This is a genomic window from Deltaproteobacteria bacterium (genome assembly GCA_020848905.1).
Classification (GTDB): domain Bacteria; phylum Myxococcota_A; class Polyangia.
The window spans coordinates 25,139-49,666 of sequence record JADLHG010000015.1 but is presented as its reverse complement, the minus strand read 5'-3'; the positions used below and the strand labels follow the sequence as shown (position 1 = coordinate 49,666).

Genomic DNA, 24,528 nt, shown 5'->3' with positions numbered 1-24,528 from the left:
GTGTTCCTGTCGATATCTACGAATTTCACCTCTACACCGACAAGTCCGCCTTCCTCTCCGGGACTCTAGCCATGCGGTTTCGAGTGCACTTCCTTGGTTGAGCCGAGGGATTTCACACCCGACCTGCTTGGCCGCCTACATGCGCTTTACGCCCAGTAATTCCGAACAACGTTTGCACCCTCCGTATTACCGCGGCTGCTGGCACGGAGTTAGCCGGTGCTTGCTAAGGAGGTACCGTCACTGCAATGGGATATTAGCCCACTGCTCGTTCTTCCCTCCCCACAGTGCTTTACGACCCGAAGGCCTTCATCACACACGCGGCGTGGCTGGATCAGGCTTTCGCCCATTGTCCAATATTCCCCACTGCTGCCTCCCGTAGGAGTCTGGGCCGTGTCTCAGTCCCAGTGTGGCTGATCATCCTCTCAGACCAGCTACCCGTCTTAGCCTTGGTGAGCCATTACCTCACCAACTAGCTGATGGGCCGCGGACCCCTCTTCTGGCGATAGCTTACAAGTAGAGGCCATCCTTTCCCGGTAACAGCCAAGGCCGTCACCGACGTATGCGGTATTAGCAGTCCTTTCGGACTGTTGTCCCGCGCCAGAAGGCAGGTTATCCACGTGTTACTCACCCGTACGCCGCTTTACTCACGCCCCGAAGGACGCTTTCTCGCTCGACTTGCATGTGTTAAGCCCGCCGCTAACGTTCGCTCTGAGCCAGGATCAAACTCTCCAGTTTATTGGTGAGTTTGCTGCGGAGCCGAAGCTCCGCGACTCTTCAAAAAGGGGTGTCCGTCCGAAACTGCTTGGACAGACGGGATACGCACTTAACGCGTCTTGCTCTCGCGGACCTACTATTCAGTTTTCAAGGATCGACGTGCGGTGCGTTTACTCGCACGACCCAGAGATGCTGTCAACTGCCTTTTTCAGCACCCAGGATCCACCGCAACCAGGCCCACTATCTATAGCGACAACCGCGAGGTCGTCAAGGGCCAAGCTGCGTGTCTGCGGTGCCTACAACCCGCTGACGAGGCAGAGTCACTATCACCCTGTGCATACCCGGTCAACAAAAATAGTTTCGCGATATCCTGGCTCGCCAACGGGCTGATATTGCGCTGCATTCCAAGGAGCCTCCCAGGGGCATCCGGCGGTCGTCGCGCCGCGACAAATGGCGCAGCAGTGATCGGGGCGAATGCCACGGTTACGCTCCCTTAAAATCGATCTTCACGACCACCGCCTGTCCCCCTTTGCCGGGGGGGGGGAGCTTCCAGGAAGCCGCTTTCTGGAGCATGCAGTCCAACAACCGCTCGTCCCGCACGTCCATCCACTCGATGGCCAAGCTCTGAACTTCGCCTGTCTTCTTGAGCCGGACACGGAGCCCCATGGTGGAAGACAGATCCGCGCGCTCCTTCTTGAAACGCCGGTAGCAGCCGTTTATGAACCCGCCGTACTTGCGCATCAGGTCGTGGTAGACCTTGTTCGTGTATTCCTCGACCGGCTCAAGTTCGTGGAGCCGCGCCTCGAGGCGAGTTTGCGCGGCAGACCGCCGCATTTCCAGCTCCTCCCATGAAATATAGGGGTTATCGGCGGTATCGTCGTCCGTCATCGGGCCCCGGTAGATCCCATCGCATCCGCGGATCCCACTCATCGCCTCGGTGACCTCTTTGTCCGAGGCGGCCCGGCCTATGCGAAGGCGGTGCACCATCTTCACCTTGGCGGCCTCTAGCGCCGTGCGCAGGGCCGCGACGTCCTCCGTTGCCAGATGAGAGAGCAGGTTTGAGATCTCCACCGAGATGTTAGCTCGAACCTTCCCTTCCTTGACCAGGGCCACCTCCGCGGCCTGAATGCGCGCGTCGGAAACCTTCAAGTCGCGCACTTTCTGCCCATATTCGCCGCAGAGCACGTTCCGCTGCTTCACCAACTCCTCGAGCTCGGCCTTGTCCTGCGGGCGAATGCTCTTGAGGCCGATGTCCGCGGTGAGGGGGTTCACCTTCTTCCCCCACTCGCGCCGAAGATCGCACCATCGTTGCGTATCCTCCCCCTCCCCCGCAGCAGGGGTCTCTCCTCCGCCGGCGCTGCGCTTAGAGTAGGCAATGTATCCCCCCACCCCGAGGACGCCCGCCCCCAAGAGAACCAGAACGATTACCACCAGTCCCGAACGACCGTGTCGAATAGGCGTGTCCAGATCCATCGCGTCGCGCTCCCGTAGTAGCTCGTATCCCGACAGCAAGGCTGAGAAGGCCACGAGTATACACACGCGAGCAGCGCCACGAAAGGACCCACCGAAGCCGCGGCGGGCCCCGGTTGGCGGCATAGGCCGACGGGGAGCACAGACGACAGAAAGCGGGCGCTACGCGCCGGAGAGACGCTCCACGACGAAGCGATGCAGGTCCCGCGACAGGGTCTCGACGCGCTCGCTCGCCTCGTCGGTACGACGGCGAGCGTCGGCCGACCACAGCGGATCGTCGAGGTCCTTCAGATTCGCTATCACGTTGTAGAGCGCACCGGAGGCCCCCGCGCGCGCCACTAGGCCAGCCACGCCGGCGTCGCTCACCGCGTTCGGATTCCCCTCGCGCGCGACGGCCGAGGCGAGCTCGAGGAGCTCGGGGCACCGCTCGAGCACGGCCAGCGGTACCGCCGCCGCCCACCGCGTCGCCTCGCGCACAGCGCTCGCCCGCGCGTCCTGCTGCTCGGCGGTCACCTTGGGCAAACGCGCGGCGGCCATGAGCGCGTTGAAGGCCGCGGTGTCCTCGTCCACGGCAGCAAGGCACTCCGCCTTCAGCTCCTGCGCCCGCCGCCCCCACTCCTCGAGGCGCGCGTCGAGCTCCCGATCCGCGCTGCGTCCGTGCGACAGGGCCGCCACCATCGCCGTCAGCGAGGCCGCCAGGGCGCCCGAGAGAGCTGCCACCGAACCGCCTCCCGGCGTCGGCGCGCTCGAGGCGACGTCGTCCACGAAGCCCGCGACCGTCCGTCCAACGAGTGGCCGCCCTTCTGCCACGCGATACTCGATGATCTTCTGGCGCGGGTCGAACGCCGCGACGTCGTCGAGGCCCAGGCTGAGCCGAGCAGCGCGCACCAGCTCGTCCTCGGAGACGCCCGTCGTCGCCCGCTGCTTCCGCAGGTAGTGCTCTCCGGCCATGAGCACCGCGCGCCTCGGGACGAGGCCCACGATCTCGCTGCCGGTCACCCGCACCCCGAGCCCCGACGCCAGCTCCACCACCCGGTCGAACGCGATGTGTGGGGGCGTCACCTCGTAGTCGGTGAGGTTCATCGTGACCTGGGCTCGCCCGTACTCGGCGATGTACCAGCCGGTGGCCTTGCAGCAGGGGAGGCCCGGCACCCGGACGAGCTCTCCGTCGGCGCCGTAAACCTTCTCGCCCCGTTCGTCCCGCGCGGCCCGCCCCGCTTCGCGGATGGCCAGACCGATCTCCTTGGCCAGCTTCACGTTCTGCGTGGCGAGGTTCACGTTGTAGGCGATGAGGAAGGGGCGCACTCCCACGACGGTAGCGCCCGCGCGCGCGTGGAACTCTGAAGGCCCGTAGTCCGGGGCCCACTCGGGGCGACGCAGCTTCTCGGCGAGCGCCTCGTACTCCCCCGCGCGAAGGTCGGTGAGGCTGCGCCGCTCGGGTCGCGTGGCCGCGGCCTCGTACAGGTAGACCGGGATCGCCAGCTCGCGGCCCACTCGCTCCGCCAGCGCGTGGGCCAGGGCGACGCACTCCTCAGTCGTTACCTCGCTCACGGGGACTAAGGGGCAGACGTCGGTCGCACCCTGGCGCGGGTGGGCGCCGCGGTGCACGCGCATGTCGATGAGCTCGCTGGCCTTGCGGATCGCCCGGAAGGCAGCCTCCGCGACGGCGCCGGGCTCCCCGACGAAGGTCATCACCGTCCGATGCGTGGCTTCACCCGCGTCCACGTCCAGCAGTGTCACGCCCGCCACGCCCCGGATCTGGGAGGCGATGGCCTCGATCACCTCGCGGTTTCGTCCCTCGCTGAAGTTCGGCACGCATTCGACCAGCCTGGCGCTCATGTTCGCGTTCTCCCTCCGTCGCGGTGCGCAGCGCGCATACCGGCAGGATAGATAGCAGGCCGCAAAGCCCGCTGTCACGACCGCCGGGCTGTCACCACGCAGATCCGGCGAGCCCCGGCGCGGGATCGTGAAGTCGCTGGGCCATGGTATGTTCCCGAGGCTCATGCCCACGACCTCGGCCGATCGCGAGCAGCTTGCCGAGTGGCTGCGGGACCTCTTCGCCGCCGACGCGACGAAGGTCGGTCTCTCGGCCGTCATCATGCTCTCTTTGCTCCCCTTCACCTGGGTCGACCGCGCCGCACCCGTCTTTTTCGGTATTTTCGCCATCGAACTGACGCTCCGCGTCCTTGTCCTGCGTCAGGAACTTCGGCGTCGCAGCGTGAACCGCGCGGAGGTCGCCGTCCTGGCCTTCGACGCGCTGGCGACGCTCAGCTTCCTCCCCCTCGAATCCATGGTCGGCGGCATCCGCTACCTCCGCATCTTCCGCCTGACCCGGATGCTGCTGCTGCTCAGCTATTGGAGCGCCATCGTGCGCGACATTTGGGTCATCGTGATGAAACGCGAGCGCCGGTACCAGCTCGTCTTCGTCGCGTGCCTGGTCGTGATGCTGTCGTTTGCCTCGGCAATCCTTGTCGCGCACTTCAACACCCTCGGCGTGGATTTCAACGAGGACGGTCAGAAGGACAACGACGGTGGTTTCTGGATGGTGGCGTGGTGGTCCTTTCGGCAGATGCAGGACTCGGGACATCTGCTGACCACGCCCTCGCTGAGTCTCGTGTTTCTAGTCTCGGTCGTGCTCTCGCTCTCGGGCGTTTTCGTCGTCGCGTTCCTGATCGGTATCGGCACCTCGGTCGTGGAGGAGTTGGTGCAGGAGGGGCGTCACCGACGCATCGGGCTCCGGCGGCATTCCGTCATCGCCAACCTGGGCGCCCACTCCCGGGTCCTCGTGGCCCACCTGGTGCAGTACTACACGAAGGCCTTTCGCTCGCCCCGCATCGTGACGATGGGCCCCGCGCCCACGCGCTACGACTACATGTACGAGGATGCGCTGCGGCGCGTGCGGTACCGCCAGGGGAAGCCGCTGTCGCAGCACGACCTGGCCAAGGTCGACGCCGATCGCGCCGTGCGGGTGATCCTCCTCGGGGGGAACGACGCCGACCGATCGGACGCCGAGGTCATCGCCCAGGTGCTCGCGGTACGCGAGGCCAACGCCGCGGGCTGGATCTACGCCGAGCTCTTCCAGGGCCAGAACGTCCAGGCCGCGCTCACGGCGGGCGGTCCGAGGACCGTGCCCGTGATGGCCAGCCGGCTCGGAGCCCTGCTCCTGGCCGACATCATCGCCGACCCCGGCGTCGAGCGGATTTATCGGGAGCTCCTCTCGTCGGAGAGTGACGAGATCTACACGTGTCTCTTCGAGTGGGGACAGCTACAGGGGCACACCCCCCCCTCGGGAGCACTCATCCCCTTCGAGCAGTTGCTCGAGCGGGGGCACCGCGCGCACGGCGTCGTGCTGCTCGGGTACCTCGTCGAGGACGAAGCGTCGACCGCCGGCTTTTCGACGGTCCTGAATCCAGTGGCCGGTGGTGAGCCGGACCCGGCGGCTCCCGACGTCCGCCGGCTGCGCGGCTTCTGCGGCATAGCCCCTCATTTCGGCAAGCTGAAGGAACTCGTCCTTAGTCTGCCGGACGTGGCCCGACCTGAGCCCGCGCCACCCGATGCGCCGGTCCCGCGGCTCCGCCTCGATCCTGCCCGGGGCGCCTTCCGACACGTGCTCGTCTTCGGCGCCCACGCGGGCCTGGCCGACCTGTGCCAGGCGCTGGCGACTTTCTCGGAGGCCGTACAGATCACCATCGTGCTCCCGAGCGAGGCGCACCGCGTGGAGCTCCTGGCCCGGCTCGTGAGCCTGTCGGCCGGCGACGAGCCTGCGCCACCCACGCCGGGAAGGGGCACCGAACACGTCACCTTCGTGGACCGCGGCGGGGGACGCCTGGACGGCGTCACCCCGGGCGGCGAGCATCCGCGCGCCCGGGTGCAACTCGTCGTCGGAGACTGGGCCGACCAGGGGATGCTCGCGCCGCATCGCCCGGCGCCCTTCCACGTCGCGGAGGTGGACGTCGTGCTCTTCACCTATTGCCAGGGGGACGAGGACCCCGACGCCCGCACGGCCGTCGGCCTCCTCAAACTCATGAGCCTCCGCGAGCATCAGCCCGATCGCTTCCACCCGGCACTTCGCGTGCTGGCCGAGGTGCAGCGGGCTGAGACCGCGCGGCTGCTGGAACGCCGCTTTCCCGCGAGCCACGCCGAGAGCGCACCGGCGAAGAGCGGAGTCACCGTCCTGCCAGCCGAGTCCGTGCGCAACGCGTTTTTGGCCCAGGCGGTGTTCGTTCCCGGGATCGGTGAGATCTACGACGAACTCCTCTCGGCGCGTGGGCAGGAGATCTGCCGGCTCGCCGTCTTTGGCCCGGTAGCGCCCGAGACCCAGCTGACCTTCGGACAGCTTCTGCGGACGCTCCCGAGGCGCGACGGCGTGGTCCCGCTCGCGATCGAGCTGCAGCAGGAATCCGAGGCACCCCTCCGGCTCGTGTTCAACCCGGACTCCCGTTCCCCCGAGTATCGCTTCCTCGCAAGCGAGCTCCGGGCCGTGTACGTCCTGGCTGACGCGGACCGGCTGCGCGAGCACCCGTCGCCGACTTCGGACGATCCCCCGACGGCTCCCCTCCTCTGATCAGCCCGATTTCCGCTGCACTCGTCGTGCGGCCTGTGGTATCCCCGGAAGGAATGGCCCGAACGGAAAGCAGCGGAAGCCGCTCCCAGAGACGTGCGGCGGCGAGTTCCGCGGCCGACATGACCCGTGGCGACCAGGGGCCGATCCCGCTCGGCATCGTTCTCGACAGCAAATACAAGGTCCGCCGGGTGCTCGGACGCGGATCGATGGGCATCGTCTACGTGGCTCAAGATCTGCACCTCGAGAGGGAGGTGGCGATCAAGGTCCTCGCGCCGCACTACGCCGCCAACGAACGGGTCGCCAAGCGCTTCAAGCGCGAGGCGGTGGCCATGGCGAGCGTGCGCAACGAACACGTGGTGCAGATCTTCGCCTTCGGGGACCACGAGGGCTATCCGTACTTCGTGATGGAATACGTTCCCGGCTACAACGTGGCCACCCTCATCGACAGCGCCGCGGAGCGAGGAGAACAGCTGTACCTGGACGTGGTGATCGGCATCCTCCGCCAGGTGTGCAAGGGGCTCGAGGCTGTCCACGCGGCCGGGATCGTCCACCGGGACGTGAAACCGGCGAACATGCTCATCGGCCCGCGCTTTCGGGTCGCCGTCACGGACTTCGGGCTGGTGGAGATGATCCAGCAGGCCACCGAGGGCCGCGACCTGGCGGGAACGCCGCTCTACCTCGCGCCCGAACTGATCCGCCGCCAGCCCATTCCGCAAGAGCAGCGGCACCTGAGCGACATCTACGCGCTCGGTGTGTCGACCTACGAGATGCTCACCGGTGAGGTGCCCTTCGACGGGGAGACGATCAAGGAGATCCTGCGCCGCCACATCGAGGCACCGCCACCGGTCGTGGCCGAGCTGCGCTCCGACATACCGGCGGCCGTCGATCAGGTCCTGCACAAGGCGCTGGCCAAGGATCCGGCCGGCAGGTATCAGACCTGCGAGGAGTTCATCACCGCCCTCGCGGCAGCCCGGACGGGCGAGGAGGAAAAGGCCCCCCGCACCGGCAACGTCAGGGTCCTCATCGTGGACGACGACCCGGAGACCCGGACCGTGTACAGCACGGCCCTCAAGGTCGGCTTCCCCGACGCGATCATCCTAACGGCGGACGACGGGAGCCTGGCGCTCGACATGGCCAAGAACGCCAAGCCGGACCTGGCGATCGTGGACATGAACATGCCCGGCATGAATGGCCTCGAGCTCTGCGCCGCGCTCCGTGGCGACGAACTGCTCGCCGAGGTGCCCATCGTGGTGGTTTCCGGCACGACAGGCACGGAGGTGCGGACGCTGCTGAAGTCGCTGGGGGTGAAGGACGTGATCCGCAAGCCCATCGAGCTCACGCACCTGCTGAACCTGGCGCGCCGGTACCTGAGAGCGGAATAGCGGCTGCGGACGCGAGGTCGGTGCTACTCGAGTGGTCCCTCGCGGAGCATCCGTCCCACGTCGGCGAGCGAGCATCCCTCGCTGCCCACCAGCGTGGCGGGCCTGAGGCCGTCGAAGCCCCAGTCCTTCGGCTCGCCGCGGGTGACGGCGAAGGGGCCGTCGGTGATGCGCCCCACCACCGCGTAGCCAGCCGTGAGCGCGATGCGGGCCATCTCGCGCACCTTGGGGAGCGCGCCCACGTCCACCTCGACGAGGCCGCCCTGGCAGCTCAGCACGAGATGGTCGCCGATGAGGCGCCGCTCGAGCATCAAGACGTTCCCGAGGGGCGAGCTGAAGACCTTCTGCCAGGGCTGCGCGCCGCCCGGCTTCACCTCCACGGTCGGCAGGTAATACAGGCCGTCGTCGACGGTCCGCCGCGCGAGAAGGCCCGTCGGCGTGGGCAGGATCTCCACCAGCCCGCGCTCGTGCAGGGCCACGACCTCCTCGTCGTGTACCCACCAGCTCCCGGGTTGATGGGGCGTGCAGCCGAAGAAGACGCTCTTGTCCCCCGACAGGCGCACGAAGCCGGAAACCAGGGCCGCCACGTCCACGAGGCTCGAGAGCGCGCCGATGCGGCGGTCGCCATTCACCACCGCCACTTCCCGCCCGAGCGGATGGACCGCATCCACGTAGTAGTAGCGCCCCGCGAAGGGCCACGGGAGCGAGAGCTTCGTACCCACCTTCAACCGGGGAACGTCGTCCGGGTGCTCGGCCAGCGCGAGATGCACGTCTCCCTGCGCGTCGAGAGCCAGGAAGAGGAGCCCTCGCGGATCGAAGCCGTCTCGGTAGAGCTGCTTCAGCCCGCGGCTCATGGCGAGCGGACTGTGATAGTGCAGAATCGTCGTCGGAATCATCGCGCACGCCTCACGCCCGGCCCTGGGCGCCACCTACCACCGCCCTTCAAGACCACAATTGTGCCAGGGCGTCAATGTTGCTTGTGCTCGAGCGGTGCGCTAAACGTCGAGTATGTCGTCCTCCCTGGAGACGCTGGCGCCGGGGTTGTTGATTGCAGCCCCGTCGCTCCGGGACCCCAACTTCGACCACGCCGTGGTCCTCATGTGCTTCCACAACGACCAGGGGGCCATGGGGCTCGTGATCAATCGCCCGGCGCCGGTCACGCTGGCGGACATCATGGGGCAGATGGGGATCGGCTTCGACGGGGACATGTCGCAAGTGGCGATGGTGGGGGGCCCCGTGGCGCTGGACAGCGGCCTCGTGCTCTACGAGATGGAGCCCGACGCGTCGTCACGGGAGGACGAACTCCGCGTCGCGGAGCGGCTGCGCGTCTGTCCCAATCAGGATCTGCTCCGCGCCATCGGCCAGGGTGACGGCCCGAGCCGTTTCCACATCTTCCTCGGGCACTCCGGCTGGGCGCCGGGGCAGCTCGAGAGAGAGCTCGCGCAGGGCGCGTGGCTGCCGGGCCGCCTCGACCTGGAGCTGATCTTTCGCACCCCGGTGGACGCGCGGTGGGAGACGGCGCTGCAGGCCGAAGGCCTTCATCCGTCGCAGTTCGGCGCCTTCCGCCCGCAGAACTGACGAGCTCGCGGCGCCGACTCGAGGTCGCGCGCGCGGCGGGGCAGCTCATCCCCCGACGGGTGTCGCGCCGCGAACTCCCACGGTCGCACGGACGGCTTCGAGCTGCCCGATCTCGGGCTCCCACGACGCGGCCCGCCGGAAGGCGTCGTCGGTGATCACGCAGGGGTACATGAAGAAGTTGATCAAGTACGGCGGGAAGGCCGCCGACCAGAGCCCGGCCAGGCGGAGGTAGGCCGAGGCCACCGGCGACGGGACGGGGATCTGCAGCGACCCGGTGGCGGACAGGGCCTCGCGCCAGGGCACGGTACCCCGCCCTGCCACGTTGAAGACCCCGACGGCATGCCCCTCGATGGCGGCGAGGAGTGCGCTCACCAGGTCCCGCTGATCGATGAACTGCACCATCGGATCGAACCCCATCATGAAGGGGACCGCGGGCATGCGCAGGAAGTTGCTCATCGCGTTCTGGATCTCCGAACCGATGACGTTGCAGGGTCGGAGGATGACGGTCGGCACCTCGGGGTGCCGGTAGAGCCACTGCAGCGCCTGGTTGTCGAGCTGGATGGCGTCGGCGAGCTGGGGGAACTCGGCCCCGGCGCGCAGCGGCTCCTCCTCGTTGATCGGAATGTGATTGTGCGGGTGGGCCCCGTAGATGTGGAACGTGGAGAGCACGACGAGCCGCCGCGCCCCGTACTTCAGCGCCAGGTCCATCACCTTGCGGCTTCCGATCACGTTCAGGTCGAAGCGTTTCCCCATCTGCTCCTTCAGGTTTCCCACGCGCCCTAGGTGGAGCACGACCTCGGGCTGGGCCTGGCGGAACGCGTCCTCGATGTAGGTCTTGTTGTAGCTGGCCTGGACGAACTCGGCGGGGTACCCGAGGGGCGCAGGGAGGGCACGGTAGTCGACCCCCACCACCCGGTAGCCGCGCCGCTGCAGCGCTCGGCCTGCCTCTCGTGCGAGGCCACCGGCGATTCCGGTGATGAGAGCGGTGCGCTCGGCCATCAGCCGAACACCGAGGGCCGGTCGCTCAGCCCGCGGTCGAGCATCTGCTGGATTCGATTCATCACGGTTTGCACCTTCTCGTCGATCAGCCGGTCCTCGTCGTCGAAGGGACCGGAAAAGCGCATCGGCTCCCCGAAGGTCACGTAGAACCGGGTCGGCAGGGGCAAGAACGCGAGCGGGCCCAGGAGGGGCAGCAGCGCGGGGACGGGGAAATAGGGCATCCCGAGGAGTCGCGCCACGCTCTTCGCGTTGTGCAGGCTGACGATCGATTCCTCGGCTCCGACCACCGCCACCGGCACGATGGGCGTGTCGGTCTGCAATGCGAGCCGCATGAAACCCCGGCCGAACGGCACCAGCCGGTAGCGGTGATCCCAGGTCTTCCCCGAGCCCCGCGCCCCCTCGGGGAAGACGAGCATCGCGTTCTCGGCCTCGAGGAGGTTCCGGCAATTAATCGGATCACCCACCGCGACGCCGGCCCGACTGAAAGCGACGTTGACGTACGGCAGCGTCGGGAACCAGCGTTCCGCCATCGGTCGGAGCAGGCGCGGCGGGTGCGCGTGGAGCAGACAGGCCATCGAAACGACCAGCCCGTCGAACGGCAACTGTCCGGAGTGGTTCCCTATCACCAGAACGCGCCCGGGCGGCAGGTTCTCGAGGCCGGTCACCACGGGGCGGAAGTATCGATAGATCCAGTACGCGAGCGAGTAATAGACCTTGCTCTGCTCGGGGCTGAAGCCCCAGGGGTCGTAGCCCGTCACGCCCGTGGGAATGGCGTCTATCGCCGCCTCGACCTCGGGCACGGACGTCAGTTGCCGAATGGATTCGCGCAGCGATTCGAACAAGGTCACTCCATGACGTAGACCTTGCGGACGGGCACGTGAACGGTCCAGGTGCACCGCAGGCCCTGCGGGAAGAAGACGAGGTCTCCCGCCCCGAAGGTCACCTCCTGCCCGTGCTCGGTCCGGACCGTGACGCGACCCGCCTTGACGTAGGCCGTCTCGTCGGAGGGGTACTGCCAGTCGAAGGTCTCCACCCCGCACTCCCAAGTGCTCCAGGTCTCGACCGCGAGTTCCTTCAGTCGCTCGGCGGTGGGTTTCTCCACGCGAATCGACACCATGCCTCGCCTCCTGCGCAACCGGTTCGTTCGCGGCAGTATAGCTGGCCTCCCCGGTTGTGGTGAAGGCTCCTCACCTCCCCACCCACCTGTGGAGTGGACCCCTCACGGTCTTCGGGGCGCGAGAGTGTGAGACCGCGGACTTATGACGTCCAGGACGGCGGCACACCTCTTGAATATTACCGGGGTCGGGTTGCATCGACAGGAGAAGGAGGAGTCATGCGGGTGATGACGCAGAAGCGGCACCAACCGGAGTTGGAGGCCCGCGAAACCGGCGAGACGGAGGCGCTGAGCCCGACGCTCGCCGCCGTTCCGTGCGATACCGTTCTCGTCGCACCAAGGACGACGCCGGTGCACCTGCTACCGAACCAGCGCGCGATGCAGTCCTTCGCCCAGCGCATCGCCCTCACCGGGGTCTCGATCCGCGAGGGGGAGAAGCTCGTGTTCGCCGGGTGGGACCGCTTGAGCCAGCGCCCCGTGCGCGTCGTGATCGAGGAAGAGGAGTAATCCCCTCAGGCCGGGCCGAGGTCCGTGCGGATCTTGCTGATGACCTCGGAATACGAGGTGTTCTGGACGAGGCTCGCCAGCGCGTTGGTGTACCGCTGCACCAGGTCCGAACGGTTGCGCTCCTTCGCGTCCTTCAGCGCGTGATACATCGTGACGAACGCCCGCTCGCTGTTGATGAAGTACTCGAGCGCGGCGAGAGTCGTCACGATGCTGGAGGCGATGACGCTTCGCGACGCGTGCGTGAAACGAAAACGCTTGTCGTCGGAGTTGGCCACTTCGACCGTCACCTCGGCCTTCGAGTCGGTGCCGGCATAGCCCCGCTTGCTGCCGAGCTGCGCTTGAACCGTGAAGGCGGCGAAACGGATCGTCCTCAGCGACGGGTACTCGGTCGCGAACCGATCCGCGACGCCTTGGAAGAACGCGTCGATGACGCCTACTCCCTTGCCGGCGATCACGCTCTTCTCGCCGGTGGCTTCGTTGATCACCTCGCAATTGATCTCCGTCGTCTCCTCGTCGAGCTGTTCCTTGATATCGACGCGTCGCACCTGCAGGTTCGTGTACGACTCGCGCAGAACCTCTCGCATGAGGGCGATAGTCTCGGTCTGACGTAGGGTGTCTCCCATTCGCGCTCCTCGGCACGACAGGTGCCGCGCCCTTTGTCCTTCCTAACGTTGCCGCAGCCCTACTCCTTGCGCAAGGAGACCCGTGGCGTTTGCACCTGCTCATCGGGGCAGAAGGCGCGAACCGTCCCCACCAGCTTCAGATCCCCCTCCCGCTCCAGATCGAGCTCGGGGTCGGGGAGCTGGACGTTGTCGTCCACGAGTTTGATCAGGATGCGCGTCCACGGCTTCTTCTCCCGACAGGGAGTGCATCGACTCACGTCACACCGCGCGTTGCTGCCGCCGGGGCCGCGACCGACGCAGTCCTTCTCCGTCGTGCAGCGGTCGTCGGCGCATTCCTCTTCGCGCTGCTCCTCGCGTTGCTCCCCCCGGAGGTCCCACGTGGCGTTCGACCCTTTCGTCCGGGTGGTGCCGGTCCCGATGAACCGCTTGCCGTCGGGCTGCAGGGACAGGGTGATGTCGCTCGTGTCGCCCGCGCAGACGATGGTGCCGTTCCAGCGCCCGCGGAGCGCTTCCGACGACGCGCTTCCGCACCCGCCCGCGCAGGCTGCAACCGCCATGAGGAGCGCCCCGGCGACCCAGCCGCGGCGAATCCCCCGGGAAGCCGACCTCTGCCGCCGCCGGGAGGGCTCGAGACGCAGAGCGAGCACTGCCCTGCCGGAGGAACCTCTGGATGAGCGCATCGGCTCATCACAAGCGAAGCTGGCCCGCCTGTCAATCCTCGCACTGCCAGGGTTGCACCTTGATTTCTGCCCTTGCCTCTGAGACGCTCCCCACAGCTCAGCGCCTGAGCCTCGAGCGCCAAGGGGCCGCTCGCGCGCTGGGAAACCGGGGAAATGCAATACAGGAGGTGCGCCCATCCCACCGTTCAACCGTCACTCGCGGCAGATGCCGACCGACACCCACCGCGTCAACAAGGCCATCATGGCCCGGGAGGTGCGTGTCATCGGCGAGGATGGCAAGCAGCTCGGCGTCATGCCGACGCACATCGCTTGCCGCATCGCAGAAGAGAAAGGCATGGACCTGGTCGAGGTCAACCCGAAGGGTACGCCTCCGGTCTGCAAGATCATCGACCATGGCCGGTTCAAGTACGAGGAAGCCCGGAAGAAGCGCGCCAGCAAGAAGAAGCAGGCGGTGGTCGTGGTCAAGGAGGTGAAGCTGCGCCCCAAGACCGACAAACACGACCTCGACGTCAAGGTGCGCAGCATCATCCGGTTCCTGGCCGAGGGGAACAAGGCCAAGCTCGTCGTCGCGTTCCGCGGACGAGAGATCGTCCACCCCGAGACCGGCAGGGCCGTCCTGCTCAAGGTACTGACGGAGCTCGGAGACTACGCGGTCGTGGAGCAGATGCCGCTGATGGACGGGCGCCGCATGACGATGCTCGTGGCACCCAAGCCGGGCGCCAACATCCCGCTGCCGAAGAAGACGGAAGCGGAACGCACGAAGGCACCTGGCGCGAGCGATGAGGACGAGGATCGCGACGAGGACGACGTCGACGACGATGAGGACGACGACACGACCGAAGGCAGCGAGGGCGAGGACGCACCCGCCGAGAAGGCCGCACCAGACGAGGCCGCACCCCTGACGGGCGAAGCCGGAAGCGAAGTCAACGCCCGCCCGTAGGACCCCCGCGGCCCACCGCAGGTCACGATACATCCAAGCACGCAGAGACACCCTGTGGCGCCATGGGCCTTGGGCGCACGGGGCGCGAGACGCCTGCGAGGGGACCGTCGTCCGGTAGCGAACAGAAGCATCCGGGCCGCGCGGTGAGCCCACGTGCACCGTAGTCTGACGGACTAGCTTGCGACCGACGTCGTCTCGCTCAGGTCCCGGCGCGGCGGGACGGCGCTTCCGGAGGGACCTCGCGCCGCGTCTGGTCACGCCCGGCCTGCTTCGCGCGGTACAGCGCCCGGTCGGCGCGGTCGAAGAGCTCGTCCGGCGTGTCCTCGGCCTGCGCCGTCGCGACACCCGCGCTGAGCGTGAGCCCCGAGACCCGGCCCCCGGCCAGCGCGGCAGCCTTGACCCGCTGGCGAAGCTTCTCGGCCACCTGAACGGCAGCCTCGCCCGAGGTGTCCTTGAGCAGAACCACGAACTCCTCACCGCCGTAGCGAGCCACGACGTCCGACTGTCGAACTCCCTCGGTGAGCAGGCGCGCCACGTCCTTGAGCAGCTCGTCTCCGACGAGATGCCCGGCCTCGTCGTTGTAGCGCTTGAAGTGATCGAGGTCGAACACGACGATCGACATCGGCTGGCGTCCTCCGCCAGACGCGCGTAGAGCCCGTCGCAGCTCCTCCTGGTAGTGCCGGCGGTTGTAGACGCCCGTCAGGCCGTCGACCTCCGCCATCGCCACCGTCTGCGCGTGGAGTCTCCCGCGGTCGATGGCCAGCGCGGCCAGGTTCCCCATCGCATGGAGCCGGCGCAGGTCGTCGGATTCGACGGGCGGTCCGAACCTCGCGTTGTCCGCCACGATGGCGCCGATGACGCGGTCCACTGCGAGCAGCGGCACGATCGCCACGCGCCGGAACTCCAGGATCTCTCCCGCCGCGCCGCCGACCTCGTGTCGCAACGTCAATGCGTTGGAGCAGAAGGGCGCCCGGTTCACGAGGCAGCGCGCCATCACCGTGACCAGCGGCGCTTCGCTGTGCAGGATGAGGACGTGCGGCGATGCCGCCAGTGCATCGAGACGATGCAGCGGCAGGGCGAAGTTCGCGAGCTGGGCGGTGAGTGCCTCGGAGGCCGGGTTGTGGCTCGGCGTCTTGAGCCGAGCCAGAAGGTTCGCGTAGCCCCCCCGGGGGCCGGCGCGCGCGGCAACCCGCGTCTCGCTCGCTACCGCCGGGTCGGGGCAGGTCAGCGCCAACCGCGCACGCAACGTCCGGCCAGCGTCATCGTCGAGAAAGACGCACGCTCGGCGGAAACCAAGACCCTCGTCGGAGGTGATGCTGGCGAGAATCACGCCCAGGATCTCGTCGAGGTCTAGCGTGCCGAGAATGGCCGTCGTGACCGCCACGTGGAACTCGAGCTCCAGGACGGCCTTCTCGAGCTCGGTGAGATTCCTGCGGTCCATGGCACGGTAGACGAACGGGGTCGGCTGACGCTCGATCCCCGGAAAGCACCCGAGCGCATACTTGCGCGGCGCGGACGACGAAGTCAATCGAGGGGGAGGTACGGCGGTGCGGCGAGGGGAGGTACAGCGTTCAGGGAGTGTACGAGAGCTCGAGGTCCACGTGTTCACCTCGCCGGAGCAGTCGTACGGTGGGCCGGGCCGGCTGCGAGAGCTCGACCACGATGCGAACCGCCCCCAGATGGAGGGGCTCCGCGGAGACAGAGGAAACCACCGCCCCGTTCACGGCCATGACCGTCGTCGGGAGCCGCAGGGCGTCGCGTCCCGAAAGCACGATCACCGTGCGGTCCCAGCTCGTGCTGAGCTGGTAGCGCGCGCCGCCGAGGGGCACGATCACGCGTTCGGCGTGCGGCGAGACCGAGACGGTTGGGCGAGAGCTCGGCGGCTCGGCGGGCCCCGTCGGTGCCGCCGGGAGCCCGCCGACCGACGCGTATAGCGGACGGGGTGGCGGCGACACGACCTTGGCCGCAGCCATCGGGGCCCTGGCCAAGGGGAGCGGGGCAGCGGGTCTCGGCGCGGTGGTAAGCTGCTCCCTGCCCCGGGCTCCCATCGCGCTCGGCGCGAGCTTCGCGGCCGCCAGCGCGCGCCGCAACCTCTCGGCCTCCTCGCGATAGCGCGCCGCCTCGCTCTGTGCTGCGAGCGCCACGCGGCGCTGATCCTCGGCCGCCCGGCGCTGCTCACCCTCCGCGCGCCGGTGATCCTCGGCCGCGCGACGCGCGACCTCCGCCGCCCGACGCTGCTCCTGGCTCATTCGGCGCTCCTCGGCGACACGCCGCGCGACCTCAGCGGCACGGCGCTGCTCGCCCTCTGCGCGCCGGTGATCCTCGGCCGCGCGACGCGCGACCTCGGCGGCACGCCGCTGCTCCTCGGTCGACCGGCGCTGCTCGGCCGCCCGCCGCGCGACCTCGATCGCGAGCCCTCTCGCCTCCAGCGCGCGACGCTGCGCCTCCGCCGCCTGCCATCGCCGCCCGGTCTCATCCACCGCCTTCTGCAGGCGGTCGCGGTCGGCCTTCAGACGCGACGCCTCGGCCACCCTGCGCGCCGCCTCCTCCTGGGCTCGCATCAGGGCCCGCCGCTGCGTCTCGAGAGCTCGCCTTTGCACCTCCGCCGCCTGCTGCTGGCTCTCCGCTGCCAGCCGACGCGTCTCCGCAGTCTGTCGCTTCGCCTCCTCGACGGCCCGACGCTGCTCGGCGAGGACCCGGTCTTGCCGCAGCGCCTCCGCCGTGGCCGCCGTCTGGGCGCTCTTCATGGCCGCGCGCTGCTTCTCGGCCTCGACCTTCAAACGCTGAGCCTCGGCGAGTCGCTCGGTAGCCGCACGCTGCGCGCGCTCGGCCGCCTGGCGCTGCGCCACGGCCGCCTCCTTGTCCCTTTGCGCCTCCAGCTGCACCCGACGGGCCTCGGAGAGGAGGGACTCGGCGCGGCGCTTCTGCTCCGCCAGGACAGAACGCTCTGCCTGCTCTTGCCGCCGCTCCTGGCCCTCCACCTCGGCGCGCAGGCTAGCCGCGCGAGCTGCCGCTGCGCGCGCGTCGGCGAGCATCTGCTCGGCTCGGCCCTTCGTCGCGGTGGCGTCCCCTTTCGCGCGCTCCGCCTCGGCACGCAGGCGCCGTGCCTCCCCGAGTTCGCGCTGGGCCTGCGCCTGCAGCGCTGCCGCCACCGACCGTTCCTCCCGGTCCTTGGATCGCTGCGCCTGCCGCGCCCGCTCCGCGGTCCGCTGGGCCTGCGCCTGCGTCTCGAGCGCCCGCGCCCGGAGGGCCTGCCCCTCGCGTAGCAGCTCCCCGGCTCGGTTCAGCGCGCGCTCACCGTCGGCGCGGGTTCGCTGTGCAGCCGAGAGCGCGCTCTGCGCCTTCGCGGCCATGGCCAGCGCGGTCGCACGCTCGGCGGCGGCCTGCTTGGCCAGCAGTCGTGCGTGAGCTGCCTCCGCCCGCGCGTCCTGCGCCGCGCGCTGAAGCGCTCCGACGGTGACCCGCACGCGCGCCGCCTCCGCGCGTGACGTCTCGGCCTCCCCACGCGCCTGCGCTGCCTCCTTCTGCGCGGCGAGCGCCCGCTCCGCCAGCCGCTCCGCCGCCTGTTTCTGCGTCTCGACACGACGCGAGAGGTCCGCCGCGGCGCGCTGGGCGCTGGCCGATGCGGCCTCCGCCGCACGGCGTGCTTCGACGCCCGCCCGCTCCGCCCGCGCGAGCGACTCCTTCGCGTGACGGGCAAGCGCCTCCGCGCGGTCACGCTCCGCTTGCGCCCGCTGCGCCAGGCGACGATCCGCCTGCGCCTGGCGAGCCAGCGCGGCCGCCTTCGCCGCCTGCGTTTGGGAGTCCTGCCGGGCCGCCTCGGCCAGCTCCGTCGCGCGACGCGCACCCGTCGCGAGGGCGAGAGCCCGGTCCTTCTCGGACTGCGCCTGGGCCGCAAGCTTCCGGCTCGCCTCTTCCGCCAACCGCGCCCGCTGCGCCTCCAGTTTGGCCTGCGCGGCCTCCTGACGGGCACGGCTCACCGTGTCGCGAAGCGCCTCGGCCTCGCGCCGCGCCTGCTCGGCCTGTCGCTGCGCCGTCTGTTGAGCGGCCTTGGCCTCGCCCACCGCGCGATCGGCATCGCGGGAGAGCCGAGCGACCCGCTCCTTCTCCGCCGCCAGCGCCGCTCGCGCCTGCCGCGCTGCTCCGCCCGCCACGCGGGCCTTCGCCAGCTCCAGCTCCTTCGCCGCCGCAAGCCTGCGCGCCCCGTCCGCCTCGCTTCGCGCCCGCTCGGCCTCCCGCGCGGCTCGCTCGGCCTTGCTGGCGAGCGCCAGCGCCAGCTCCCGCTCCGCCTGCGCCCGCTCGGCGCGCACCCGGTGCGCCTCGCCGTCGCTCCGCGCTCGTAGCGTCTCTTCGCGCGCCTTTCTGGCTTCTGCGCGGGCTCGCTCCGCCTCCGCCCGCGCCCGCTCCACCTCGCTTCGGGCCTCCGCGACGAGCGCTCCCGCCTGCGAGCGCACCTTCGCCGCATCGCTCCGCGCCCGCTCGAGGGCCGCCCCCTGCTCGGCGGCCGGTTGCGCAGGAGTCGCAGGCGGCGGGACCAGTGAGAGGACGCGCACGACCACGTCTCCGCCCTCCACCTTCACGCGGGACACCGCCCGTCGCCGGAGCTGCACGGACACGCGCAGCCCCGACCAGCTCTCCCGCTGCACCGTGGCCACGGTGACCTGCCCCACGGCCCAGCTCCCCACGTCGCTCCAGCGGGCCACGCTCCCCGGCGTCACGTTCGCCAGGTCCACGACCAGACGGGGTGGGTCCTCCAGCCGAAAAACCGAGAAGGAAGGGGTCCTGCCGCAGTGCAGGCGAAGTACCGTCTCCCCGTTCGCCCCCTGCTCGGCTCGCATGCTCACGAGCTCGTTCCCGGCCGCGCGGGCCGCGGCGGGTGCGAGGACGTACAGGCAGACCGCGAGTCCAATCCATCCTGCGCGCATGGTGCTCCCTCCGGTGGAGGCTCCCAGGGTAGCCCCCGACCACCTTGGGGCAACTTCTTGTCCAAAACACCGGCTCGTGGCACGAACAGGGAGGCACGTCAGCGCCCAGCTCGGGCGCAGGGAGGTGGGCATGCGAGCGAAGGCCCGAGGAGTCACGCTGAAGCTACTGGCCGGGAGCGTCGTGGCCCTGCTGCTGGGCGGCGCGGTCTACGCGCTGACCGTGAGATGGGCGCCCCGACGCGCCCCCGACCCCGAAGGCCGGCAGCACGTGATCCGCACCTGGGGAGCTCTCGCCCTCGCTCCCCCCGCGGGCCATGCACGCCAGGGAGCGGACACCGCCGACACGCCCCCCGCCGTCGAGGCTGCCGCCGCGCCCCCTGCCTCCACGGCCGACGCCCCGCCCGCCACACCGGCGCCAGAACGACGCCTGGAGTTCGCGCCGGTCATGCTGGAGCGGCGCCAGGCCGCCCCGCGCGTTCATCGCACCGCGCGTCCCCCGGGGCAGTCCCGGCCCCGGGCGGCGGACCCGCGCCCCGCCGCACCGCCGCCCGAGGAGGCGTCGTCCGACGACCGCGGAGCACTCCCGCCGCTGCGACCCGAGATCGACCGAGCCGCCGTCTCGCGCCTCATGGCGGCGATCCGACCCGAGGTCCAGCGCTGCTACGACCAGGGGATGATGCCGGGAGACGTCGCCCTGACCGTCACCGTCAAGGGCGCGACCGGCAAGGTGCAGCAGGTCGAGCTCTCCGCCGAGTCCAGCACCGCGAGCTGCGTCCAGAGCGTCGTGCGCGGGCTCCGGTTCGAACCTTTCCGCCAGCCGCAGCTCCGCTTCCGCTACCAGTACCGATTTCGTTAGCCGCGTCGTCCGGCGCACCGCGCCGGCGTGAAGGCCCCATGACCTCTCGCCGCGTCGCTCGCATCGCTCTCCTACGTGTAGCCGCGGTCTACTTCTTCAGCTTCGCCGCCCTCGGCTCGTTCTTCCCCTACCTGCCGCTCCTTCTCGCCGCGCGCGGACTGCGCCCCGCCGAGCTCACGACGGTCATGACACTCCTCCCCGTGGGCAACATGCTGGTCCCGCCCCTCTGGGGCTTTCTCGCCGACGCGCTCCGCCTGCGCAGCGTGTTGCTCGTCGTGGCCTGCGCGGGCTGCGCCGGGTCCGTCTTCCTTTTCCAGCCCGCCTGGCAGTTTGCCGGGCTGCTCCTGGCGGCCGCCGTCCTCTGCGCCTTTCGCGCCCCCATCTCGACCCTCGCCGACGCCACCACCTACACGCTGCTCGGCGCCGATCGCCACCGCTTCGGCGTCGTCCGCGTCTGGGGTTCCGTGGGCTTCGGCGCCGCTGCGCTCGTAATGGGGCTCCTCGGGGGTGCAGCGCGTCCGACCCTGCTCGTCGTCGTGTGCGCCGGGTGCTACGCCGCGAGCGCCCTCGCGGCCGTCGGGCTGCCGGAACCGGCGACCATCGAGCGACGAGGACTCCTGGCGCGCGCCGCCCACGCGGCGTGGCGCGCTGACACGCTGCTGCTCCTCCTCGCGACGGGTTGCTACTACGCGGGGCACGCCTGCTTCGACGCCTACTTCACGCTCCACCTCGGCCAACTCGGCGCGACGTCCGCCATCACCGGTGCCGCGTGGGGTCTGGGCGTCCTCACCGAGATCCTGCTGATGGTGTTCGCCCAGCGGCTGCTCCAGTCCTTGCCCGGGGCCAAGTTGCTCGCCGCCTGCGCCGGCGTGGCGACGCTGCGCTGGCTCGTCCTCGCCTTCACGACGACTCCCGCGCTCCTCTTGATCGCGCAGCCCCTCCACGGCATCACCTTCGGCGTATGGTATCTGTCCCTCGTTCGAGAGGTGCAGGAGCGCACCCCTGACGACCTCCGCACGAGCCTGCAGGGCCTCACCACCTCCGCCACGGGGGTGGGCATGGTGGTCGGTTACGTCGGGGGAGGCAGCGTGTTCGCCCACTGGGCCGGCCGTGGACTGTACGCGTGCGCCGCGGGCGCGGCCGCCCTCGCGCTCGCGCTCTACGCGCTCCGAGCGCGGCTCCTCGCCCGGGCGGCTGCCTCGTAGAACATCGAGCGGTCAGCCGTCTTCGACCGGCAACGCGCTTCGCGGAACGAAGGGCCCCGCGGCGAGATAGCGCGAAGGGAGCGTTCTGCCGAGGGCGACCCCCATCCTCCGGGCCGCCGCGCTGAGGCGCGCGAGGTCCACCCCCGTCGAGATCCCCATGCCCTCGAGCATGTAGACCAGATCCTCCGTCGAGAGGTTCCCCGCCGCGCCCGGCGCAAAGGGGCAGCCGCCGAGCCCTCCCGCCGAGGCGTCGATCGTCGCGATGCCGCGCTCGAGCGAGGCGAGCACGTTCGCCAGGGCCGTTCCGCGGGTGTCGTGAAAGTGCACGCCCAGCTGATCGGGACGCATCGTTTGCAGGAGCCGCTCGAGCAGCAGCCCGACCTCGCGCGGCGTGGCAGCGCCGATGGTGTCCGCCACCGAGACCTGGTAGCAGCCCAGCGCAAGTAGGTGCTCCGCCACGCTGGTCACGGCCTCGGGATCCACGGCGCCGGAGAACGGGCACCACCAGCACGTGGAGACGTAGCCGCGCACCATCAGGCCCGCATCCGTGGCCGTCTCGACGACCTGGCGGTACGTCGCGAGCGACCCCTCGATCGTCATGCCGAGGTTCGCCAGGGCGAACTCCTCCGAGGCCGCCGTGAAGACCGCGATCTCACCGATCCCGGCCGAGAGCGCCCTCTCGAGTCCCCTCAGGTTCGGCACGAGGGCGGTGAACCGGGTGGGCGACCCCGAAGGAAGCTGCCGGACCACCTCTTCGCTGTCGGCCATCTGCGGCACGCGATCGGCACGCACGAAGGCTCCGACCTCCACCACGGGGAGCCCCGCGTCGGCCAGCTCGCGGATGAAGGCCACCTTCGTCGCGAGAGGAACCACGCGCGCTTCGTTCTGCAGGCCGTCGCGCGGCCCCACTTCTACGACGCGCACGGCCTCCGGCAGCCCAGCGGACCCGTTCACTCCTGCGCCTCGTCGCCCGCTGACCCCGCGAGCTCCCCGAGTTCGTCGAGCTCGACCACCACGGCGCCCCCCTCGAGCTGCGTTCCCAGAGCGGCGTGCAGCGCCTTGACCCGCCCGGCGCGCGCCGTGCGGACGATCGTCTCCATCTTCATGGCCTCGACGCCGAAGAGCGGCTGCCCCGGCTCCACGGCCTGCCCGACCTCCACGAAGAGCCGGCTGAGCACCCCCGGCATCGGCGCCCCCAGATTGTGCTCTTGCGCCGCCGCCTGGCTGCGCCGCCTGAGACGCGGGTCCACGAGCTCGAAGACGTACGTCTCCCCGTCGAGCCCGAGGTAGGCCCGCGCGCCGTCGGCCGCCCAGTGCACGAGCCGCTGGCCGCCGTGCGACCGGAGGCCGAAGACGCCATGGCCCCAGGGGACGAGCCACAGCTCCTGCTCGGCCCCATCCTCGGTCACACGACAGCGCTCCCCGTCCCAGACCACCCGGAAATCGAGCGTCCGTTCGCCTTGGCGAAGGGAAAGCGAACGACGGTTCACCCCATGCGGAAACCCTCCAATCGTCCCCACGGGTCGGGCCGTGGGCTCTCGGGGGTCTCCGCCCCCTCGCTACGGCGCTCGCCTCGCGCCCACAGCGCCGCCGCCAGCGCGCCGATCGCCGCGTCCGGGGGATGGCGCCGCCAGCCGTCGAGGTGCTGCCGGAGGAACTCGGTCGACAGCTCCCCCGCGGCGAAGGCCGGGTGCTCGATGATGGCCCGCAGGTAGGAAACGTTCGTGGCCGGCCCGAGCACCACGTACCCGAGCAGCGCCTGCCGCATCCGCGCGATAGCCCGCGCGCGATCGGGCGCCCACACGATGAGTTTGGCCAGGATCGGGTCGTAGTGGACGGGGATGCGCTGCCCGGCGCGAATGCCGGAATCGATCCGCAGCCCGACGAGGCTCGGCTCCGAGAGGTGCAGCACCACGCCGGGCGAAGGCACGAAGTCGCGCTCGGGATCTTCGGCGTAGATTCGGCACTGGATGGCGTGCCCGCGAAAGCCGATCGCCTCCTGCGTAAGCCCCAGCGGTTCGCCGGCCGCGATGCGGAGCTGCTCGTGCACGAGGTCGAGGCCGCTCACGAGCTCGGTCACCGGGTGCTCGACCTGGAGACGCGTGTTCACCTCGAGGAAATAGAACGATCCATCTTTATCGAGCAGAAACTCCACCGTCCCGGCGTTCACGTAGCCGGCCGCGCGGACGACCTTCAGCGCGGCCTCCCCCAGCGCTCGGCGGAGCTCCGGCGAGACCGCCACCGAGGGCGACTCCTCGAGGATCTTCTGGTGCCGGCGCTGAAGGCTGCACTCGCGCTCGCCGAGGTGCACCGCGGCGCCGTGGGCGTCCGCCAGCACCTGCACCTCGATGTGTCGCGGGGCGACGAGGAACCGCTCGAGGAGCACCCCGTCGTCGCCGAACGACGCCTTGGCCTCGTGCTGCACCGACCCCAGCGCCGCCTCGAGCTCCTCGGGGCGGTGGACGACCCGCATCCCCTTGCCGCCCCCCCCCGCCACGGCCTTGAGCAGCAGGGGGTAACCGATGGCCTGCGCCGACCTCGCCGCGTCAGCGGTGGAGCCGCGGACCAGCGCACCGCCCGGGACCACGGGCACGCCGGCTCGCTCGGCCAGCGCACGCGCCGCCGCCTTGTCCCCCAGCGCGGCGATGACCTCCGCGGGCGGGCCGACGAAGACGAGCCCCGCGTCGCGGCACGCCGCCGCGAAGGGCGCGTTCTCCGAGAGGAAGCCGTAGCCGGGGTGGATCGCCGCGGCCCCCGTCCGCCGGGCGGCGTCGAGAAGCTGGTCGCGATCGAGATACGACTCGCGCGCGGTGGCACCCGCGAGGGGCACCGCCTCGTCGGCGAGGAGCGCGTGGGGCGCATCGGCGTCGACCGTCGAATACACCGCCACCGTCGGCAGGCCGAGCTCGCGGCACGCGCGCAGCACGCGTACGGCGATCTCTCCACGGTTCGCGACGAGGACCTTGCCTAGCAT

General features: G+C 69.6%; 18 protein-coding genes, 1 rRNA gene and 1 pseudogene. 7 read left to right on the top strand and 13 right to left on the bottom strand.

Features of this window, described 5'->3' with window-relative positions:
* The 3 genes from IT371_07100 to ftcD all read right to left on the bottom strand — a co-directional run.
* Window positions 1-735, bottom strand: a 16S ribosomal RNA gene (locus IT371_07100); the annotation flags it as partial.
* Between the two features lie 462 nt (window positions 736-1,197).
* On the bottom strand, window positions 1,198-2,241 hold the full coding sequence (locus IT371_07095; GenBank protein MCC6747407.1) for a hypothetical protein: 1,044 nt from the start codon (window positions 2,239-2,241) through the stop codon (window positions 1,198-1,200).
* A 105-nt stretch (window positions 2,242-2,346) separates the two neighbouring features.
* Window positions 2,347-4,023, bottom strand: a complete 1,677-nt coding sequence (gene ftcD / locus IT371_07090) for a glutamate formimidoyltransferase (protein ID MCC6747406.1) — start codon at window positions 4,021-4,023, stop codon at window positions 2,347-2,349.
* Window positions 4,024-4,186: 163 nt separating this feature from the next.
* Between ftcD and IT371_07085 the strand changes: the two genes are divergently transcribed.
* Window positions 4,187-6,748, top strand: a complete 2,562-nt coding sequence (locus IT371_07085) for a hypothetical protein (protein MCC6747405.1) — start codon at window positions 4,187-4,189, stop codon at window positions 6,746-6,748.
* Between the two features lie 119 nt (window positions 6,749-6,867).
* Window positions 6,868-8,130 carry a protein kinase gene (locus tag IT371_07080; protein MCC6747404.1) on the top strand — a complete coding sequence of 421 codons (1,263 nt, stop codon included), beginning with the start codon at window positions 6,868-6,870 and terminating at the stop codon, window positions 8,128-8,130.
* A gap of 23 nt (window positions 8,131-8,153) precedes the next feature.
* On the opposite strand, the gene IT371_07075 is transcribed toward IT371_07080, so the two are convergent.
* A complete protein-coding gene (locus IT371_07075; protein MCC6747403.1) occupies window positions 8,154-9,023 on the bottom strand; it encodes a hypothetical protein in 870 nt (289 codons plus the stop codon).
* A gap of 112 nt (window positions 9,024-9,135) precedes the next feature.
* Between IT371_07075 and IT371_07070 the strand changes: the two genes are divergently transcribed.
* Complete coding sequence (locus tag IT371_07070) at window positions 9,136-9,705, top strand: YqgE/AlgH family protein (GenBank protein ID MCC6747402.1); 570 nt, start codon at window positions 9,136-9,138, stop codon at window positions 9,703-9,705.
* Window positions 9,706-9,750: 45 nt separating this feature from the next.
* Here IT371_07070 and IT371_07065 read toward each other — a convergent pair whose 3' ends face one another.
* Genes IT371_07065 through IT371_07055 form a run of 3 tightly spaced genes read right to left on the bottom strand, consistent with a single transcriptional unit; the run spans window position 9,751 to window position 11,821 of the window.
* The gene (locus tag IT371_07065) at window positions 9,751-10,704 is read right to left on the bottom strand and encodes an NAD-dependent epimerase/dehydratase family protein (protein ID MCC6747401.1); all 954 of its coding nucleotides are present in this window, start codon (window positions 10,702-10,704) and stop codon (window positions 9,751-9,753) included.
* Window positions 10,704-11,522 carry an acyltransferase family protein gene (locus tag IT371_07060; GenBank protein MCC6747400.1) on the bottom strand — a complete coding sequence of 273 codons (819 nt, stop codon included), beginning with the start codon at window positions 11,520-11,522 and terminating at the stop codon, window positions 10,704-10,706. Before IT371_07060 ends, IT371_07065 begins: the two co-directional genes overlap by 1 nt.
* A 26-nt stretch (window positions 11,523-11,548) precedes the next feature.
* Window positions 11,549-11,821, bottom strand: a complete 273-nt coding sequence (locus tag IT371_07055; protein MCC6747399.1) for a cupin domain-containing protein — start codon at window positions 11,819-11,821, stop codon at window positions 11,549-11,551.
* Between the two features lie 216 nt (window positions 11,822-12,037).
* Between IT371_07055 and IT371_07050 the strand changes: the two genes are divergently transcribed.
* The gene (locus IT371_07050) at window positions 12,038-12,325 is read left to right on the top strand and encodes a hypothetical protein (protein ID MCC6747398.1); all 288 of its coding nucleotides are present in this window, start codon (window positions 12,038-12,040) and stop codon (window positions 12,323-12,325) included.
* A gap of 5 nt (window positions 12,326-12,330) precedes the next feature.
* Here the strand turns inward: IT371_07050 and IT371_07045 are convergent, their stop codons facing one another.
* Together IT371_07045 and IT371_07040 are read right to left on the bottom strand one after the other, a co-directional pair.
* Complete coding sequence (locus tag IT371_07045; GenBank protein MCC6747397.1) at window positions 12,331-12,948, bottom strand: hypothetical protein; 618 nt, start codon at window positions 12,946-12,948, stop codon at window positions 12,331-12,333.
* Between the two features lie 59 nt (window positions 12,949-13,007).
* Window positions 13,008-13,628, bottom strand: coding sequence for a hypothetical protein (locus tag IT371_07040; protein MCC6747396.1), 621 nt, complete (start codon window positions 13,626-13,628; stop codon window positions 13,008-13,010).
* A 205-nt stretch (window positions 13,629-13,833) separates the two neighbouring features.
* On the opposite strand from IT371_07040, the gene IT371_07035 reads away from it, so the two are divergent.
* Entirely contained in the window at window positions 13,834-14,568 is a 735-nt protein-coding gene (locus tag IT371_07035) for a translation initiation factor IF-3 (GenBank protein ID MCC6747395.1), read from the top strand.
* A 199-nt stretch (window positions 14,569-14,767) separates the two neighbouring features.
* Here the strand turns inward: IT371_07035 and IT371_07030 are convergent, their stop codons facing one another.
* On the bottom strand, window positions 14,768-16,009 hold the full coding sequence (locus tag IT371_07030) for a GGDEF domain-containing protein (protein MCC6747394.1): 1,242 nt from the start codon (window positions 16,007-16,009) through the stop codon (window positions 14,768-14,770).
* A gap of 130 nt (window positions 16,010-16,139) precedes the next feature.
* Window positions 16,140-19,493, bottom strand: coding sequence for an AMIN domain-containing protein (locus IT371_07025; protein MCC6747393.1), 3,354 nt, complete (start codon window positions 19,491-19,493; stop codon window positions 16,140-16,142).
* 130 nt (window positions 19,494-19,623) lie between these two features.
* On the opposite strand from IT371_07025, the gene IT371_07020 reads away from it, so the two are divergent.
* Window positions 19,624-20,349, top strand: coding sequence for a hypothetical protein (locus tag IT371_07020; protein ID MCC6747392.1), 726 nt, complete (start codon window positions 19,624-19,626; stop codon window positions 20,347-20,349).
* Between the two features lie 38 nt (window positions 20,350-20,387).
* Window positions 20,388-21,554 (top strand): MFS transporter, encoded by a 1,167-nt coding sequence (locus IT371_07015; GenBank protein MCC6747391.1) that lies wholly within the window; start codon window positions 20,388-20,390, stop codon window positions 21,552-21,554.
* A gap of 12 nt (window positions 21,555-21,566) precedes the next feature.
* Here IT371_07015 and IT371_07010 read toward each other — a convergent pair whose 3' ends face one another.
* Both IT371_07010 and IT371_07005 read right to left on the bottom strand, forming a co-directional pair.
* Window positions 21,567-22,508 carry a hydroxymethylglutaryl-CoA lyase gene (locus IT371_07010; protein ID MCC6747390.1) on the bottom strand — a complete coding sequence of 314 codons (942 nt, stop codon included), beginning with the start codon at window positions 22,506-22,508 and terminating at the stop codon, window positions 21,567-21,569.
* Window positions 22,505-24,528, bottom strand: a pseudogene (locus IT371_07005) (acetyl-CoA carboxylase biotin carboxylase subunit). Before IT371_07005 ends, IT371_07010 begins: the two are co-directional and overlap by 4 nt.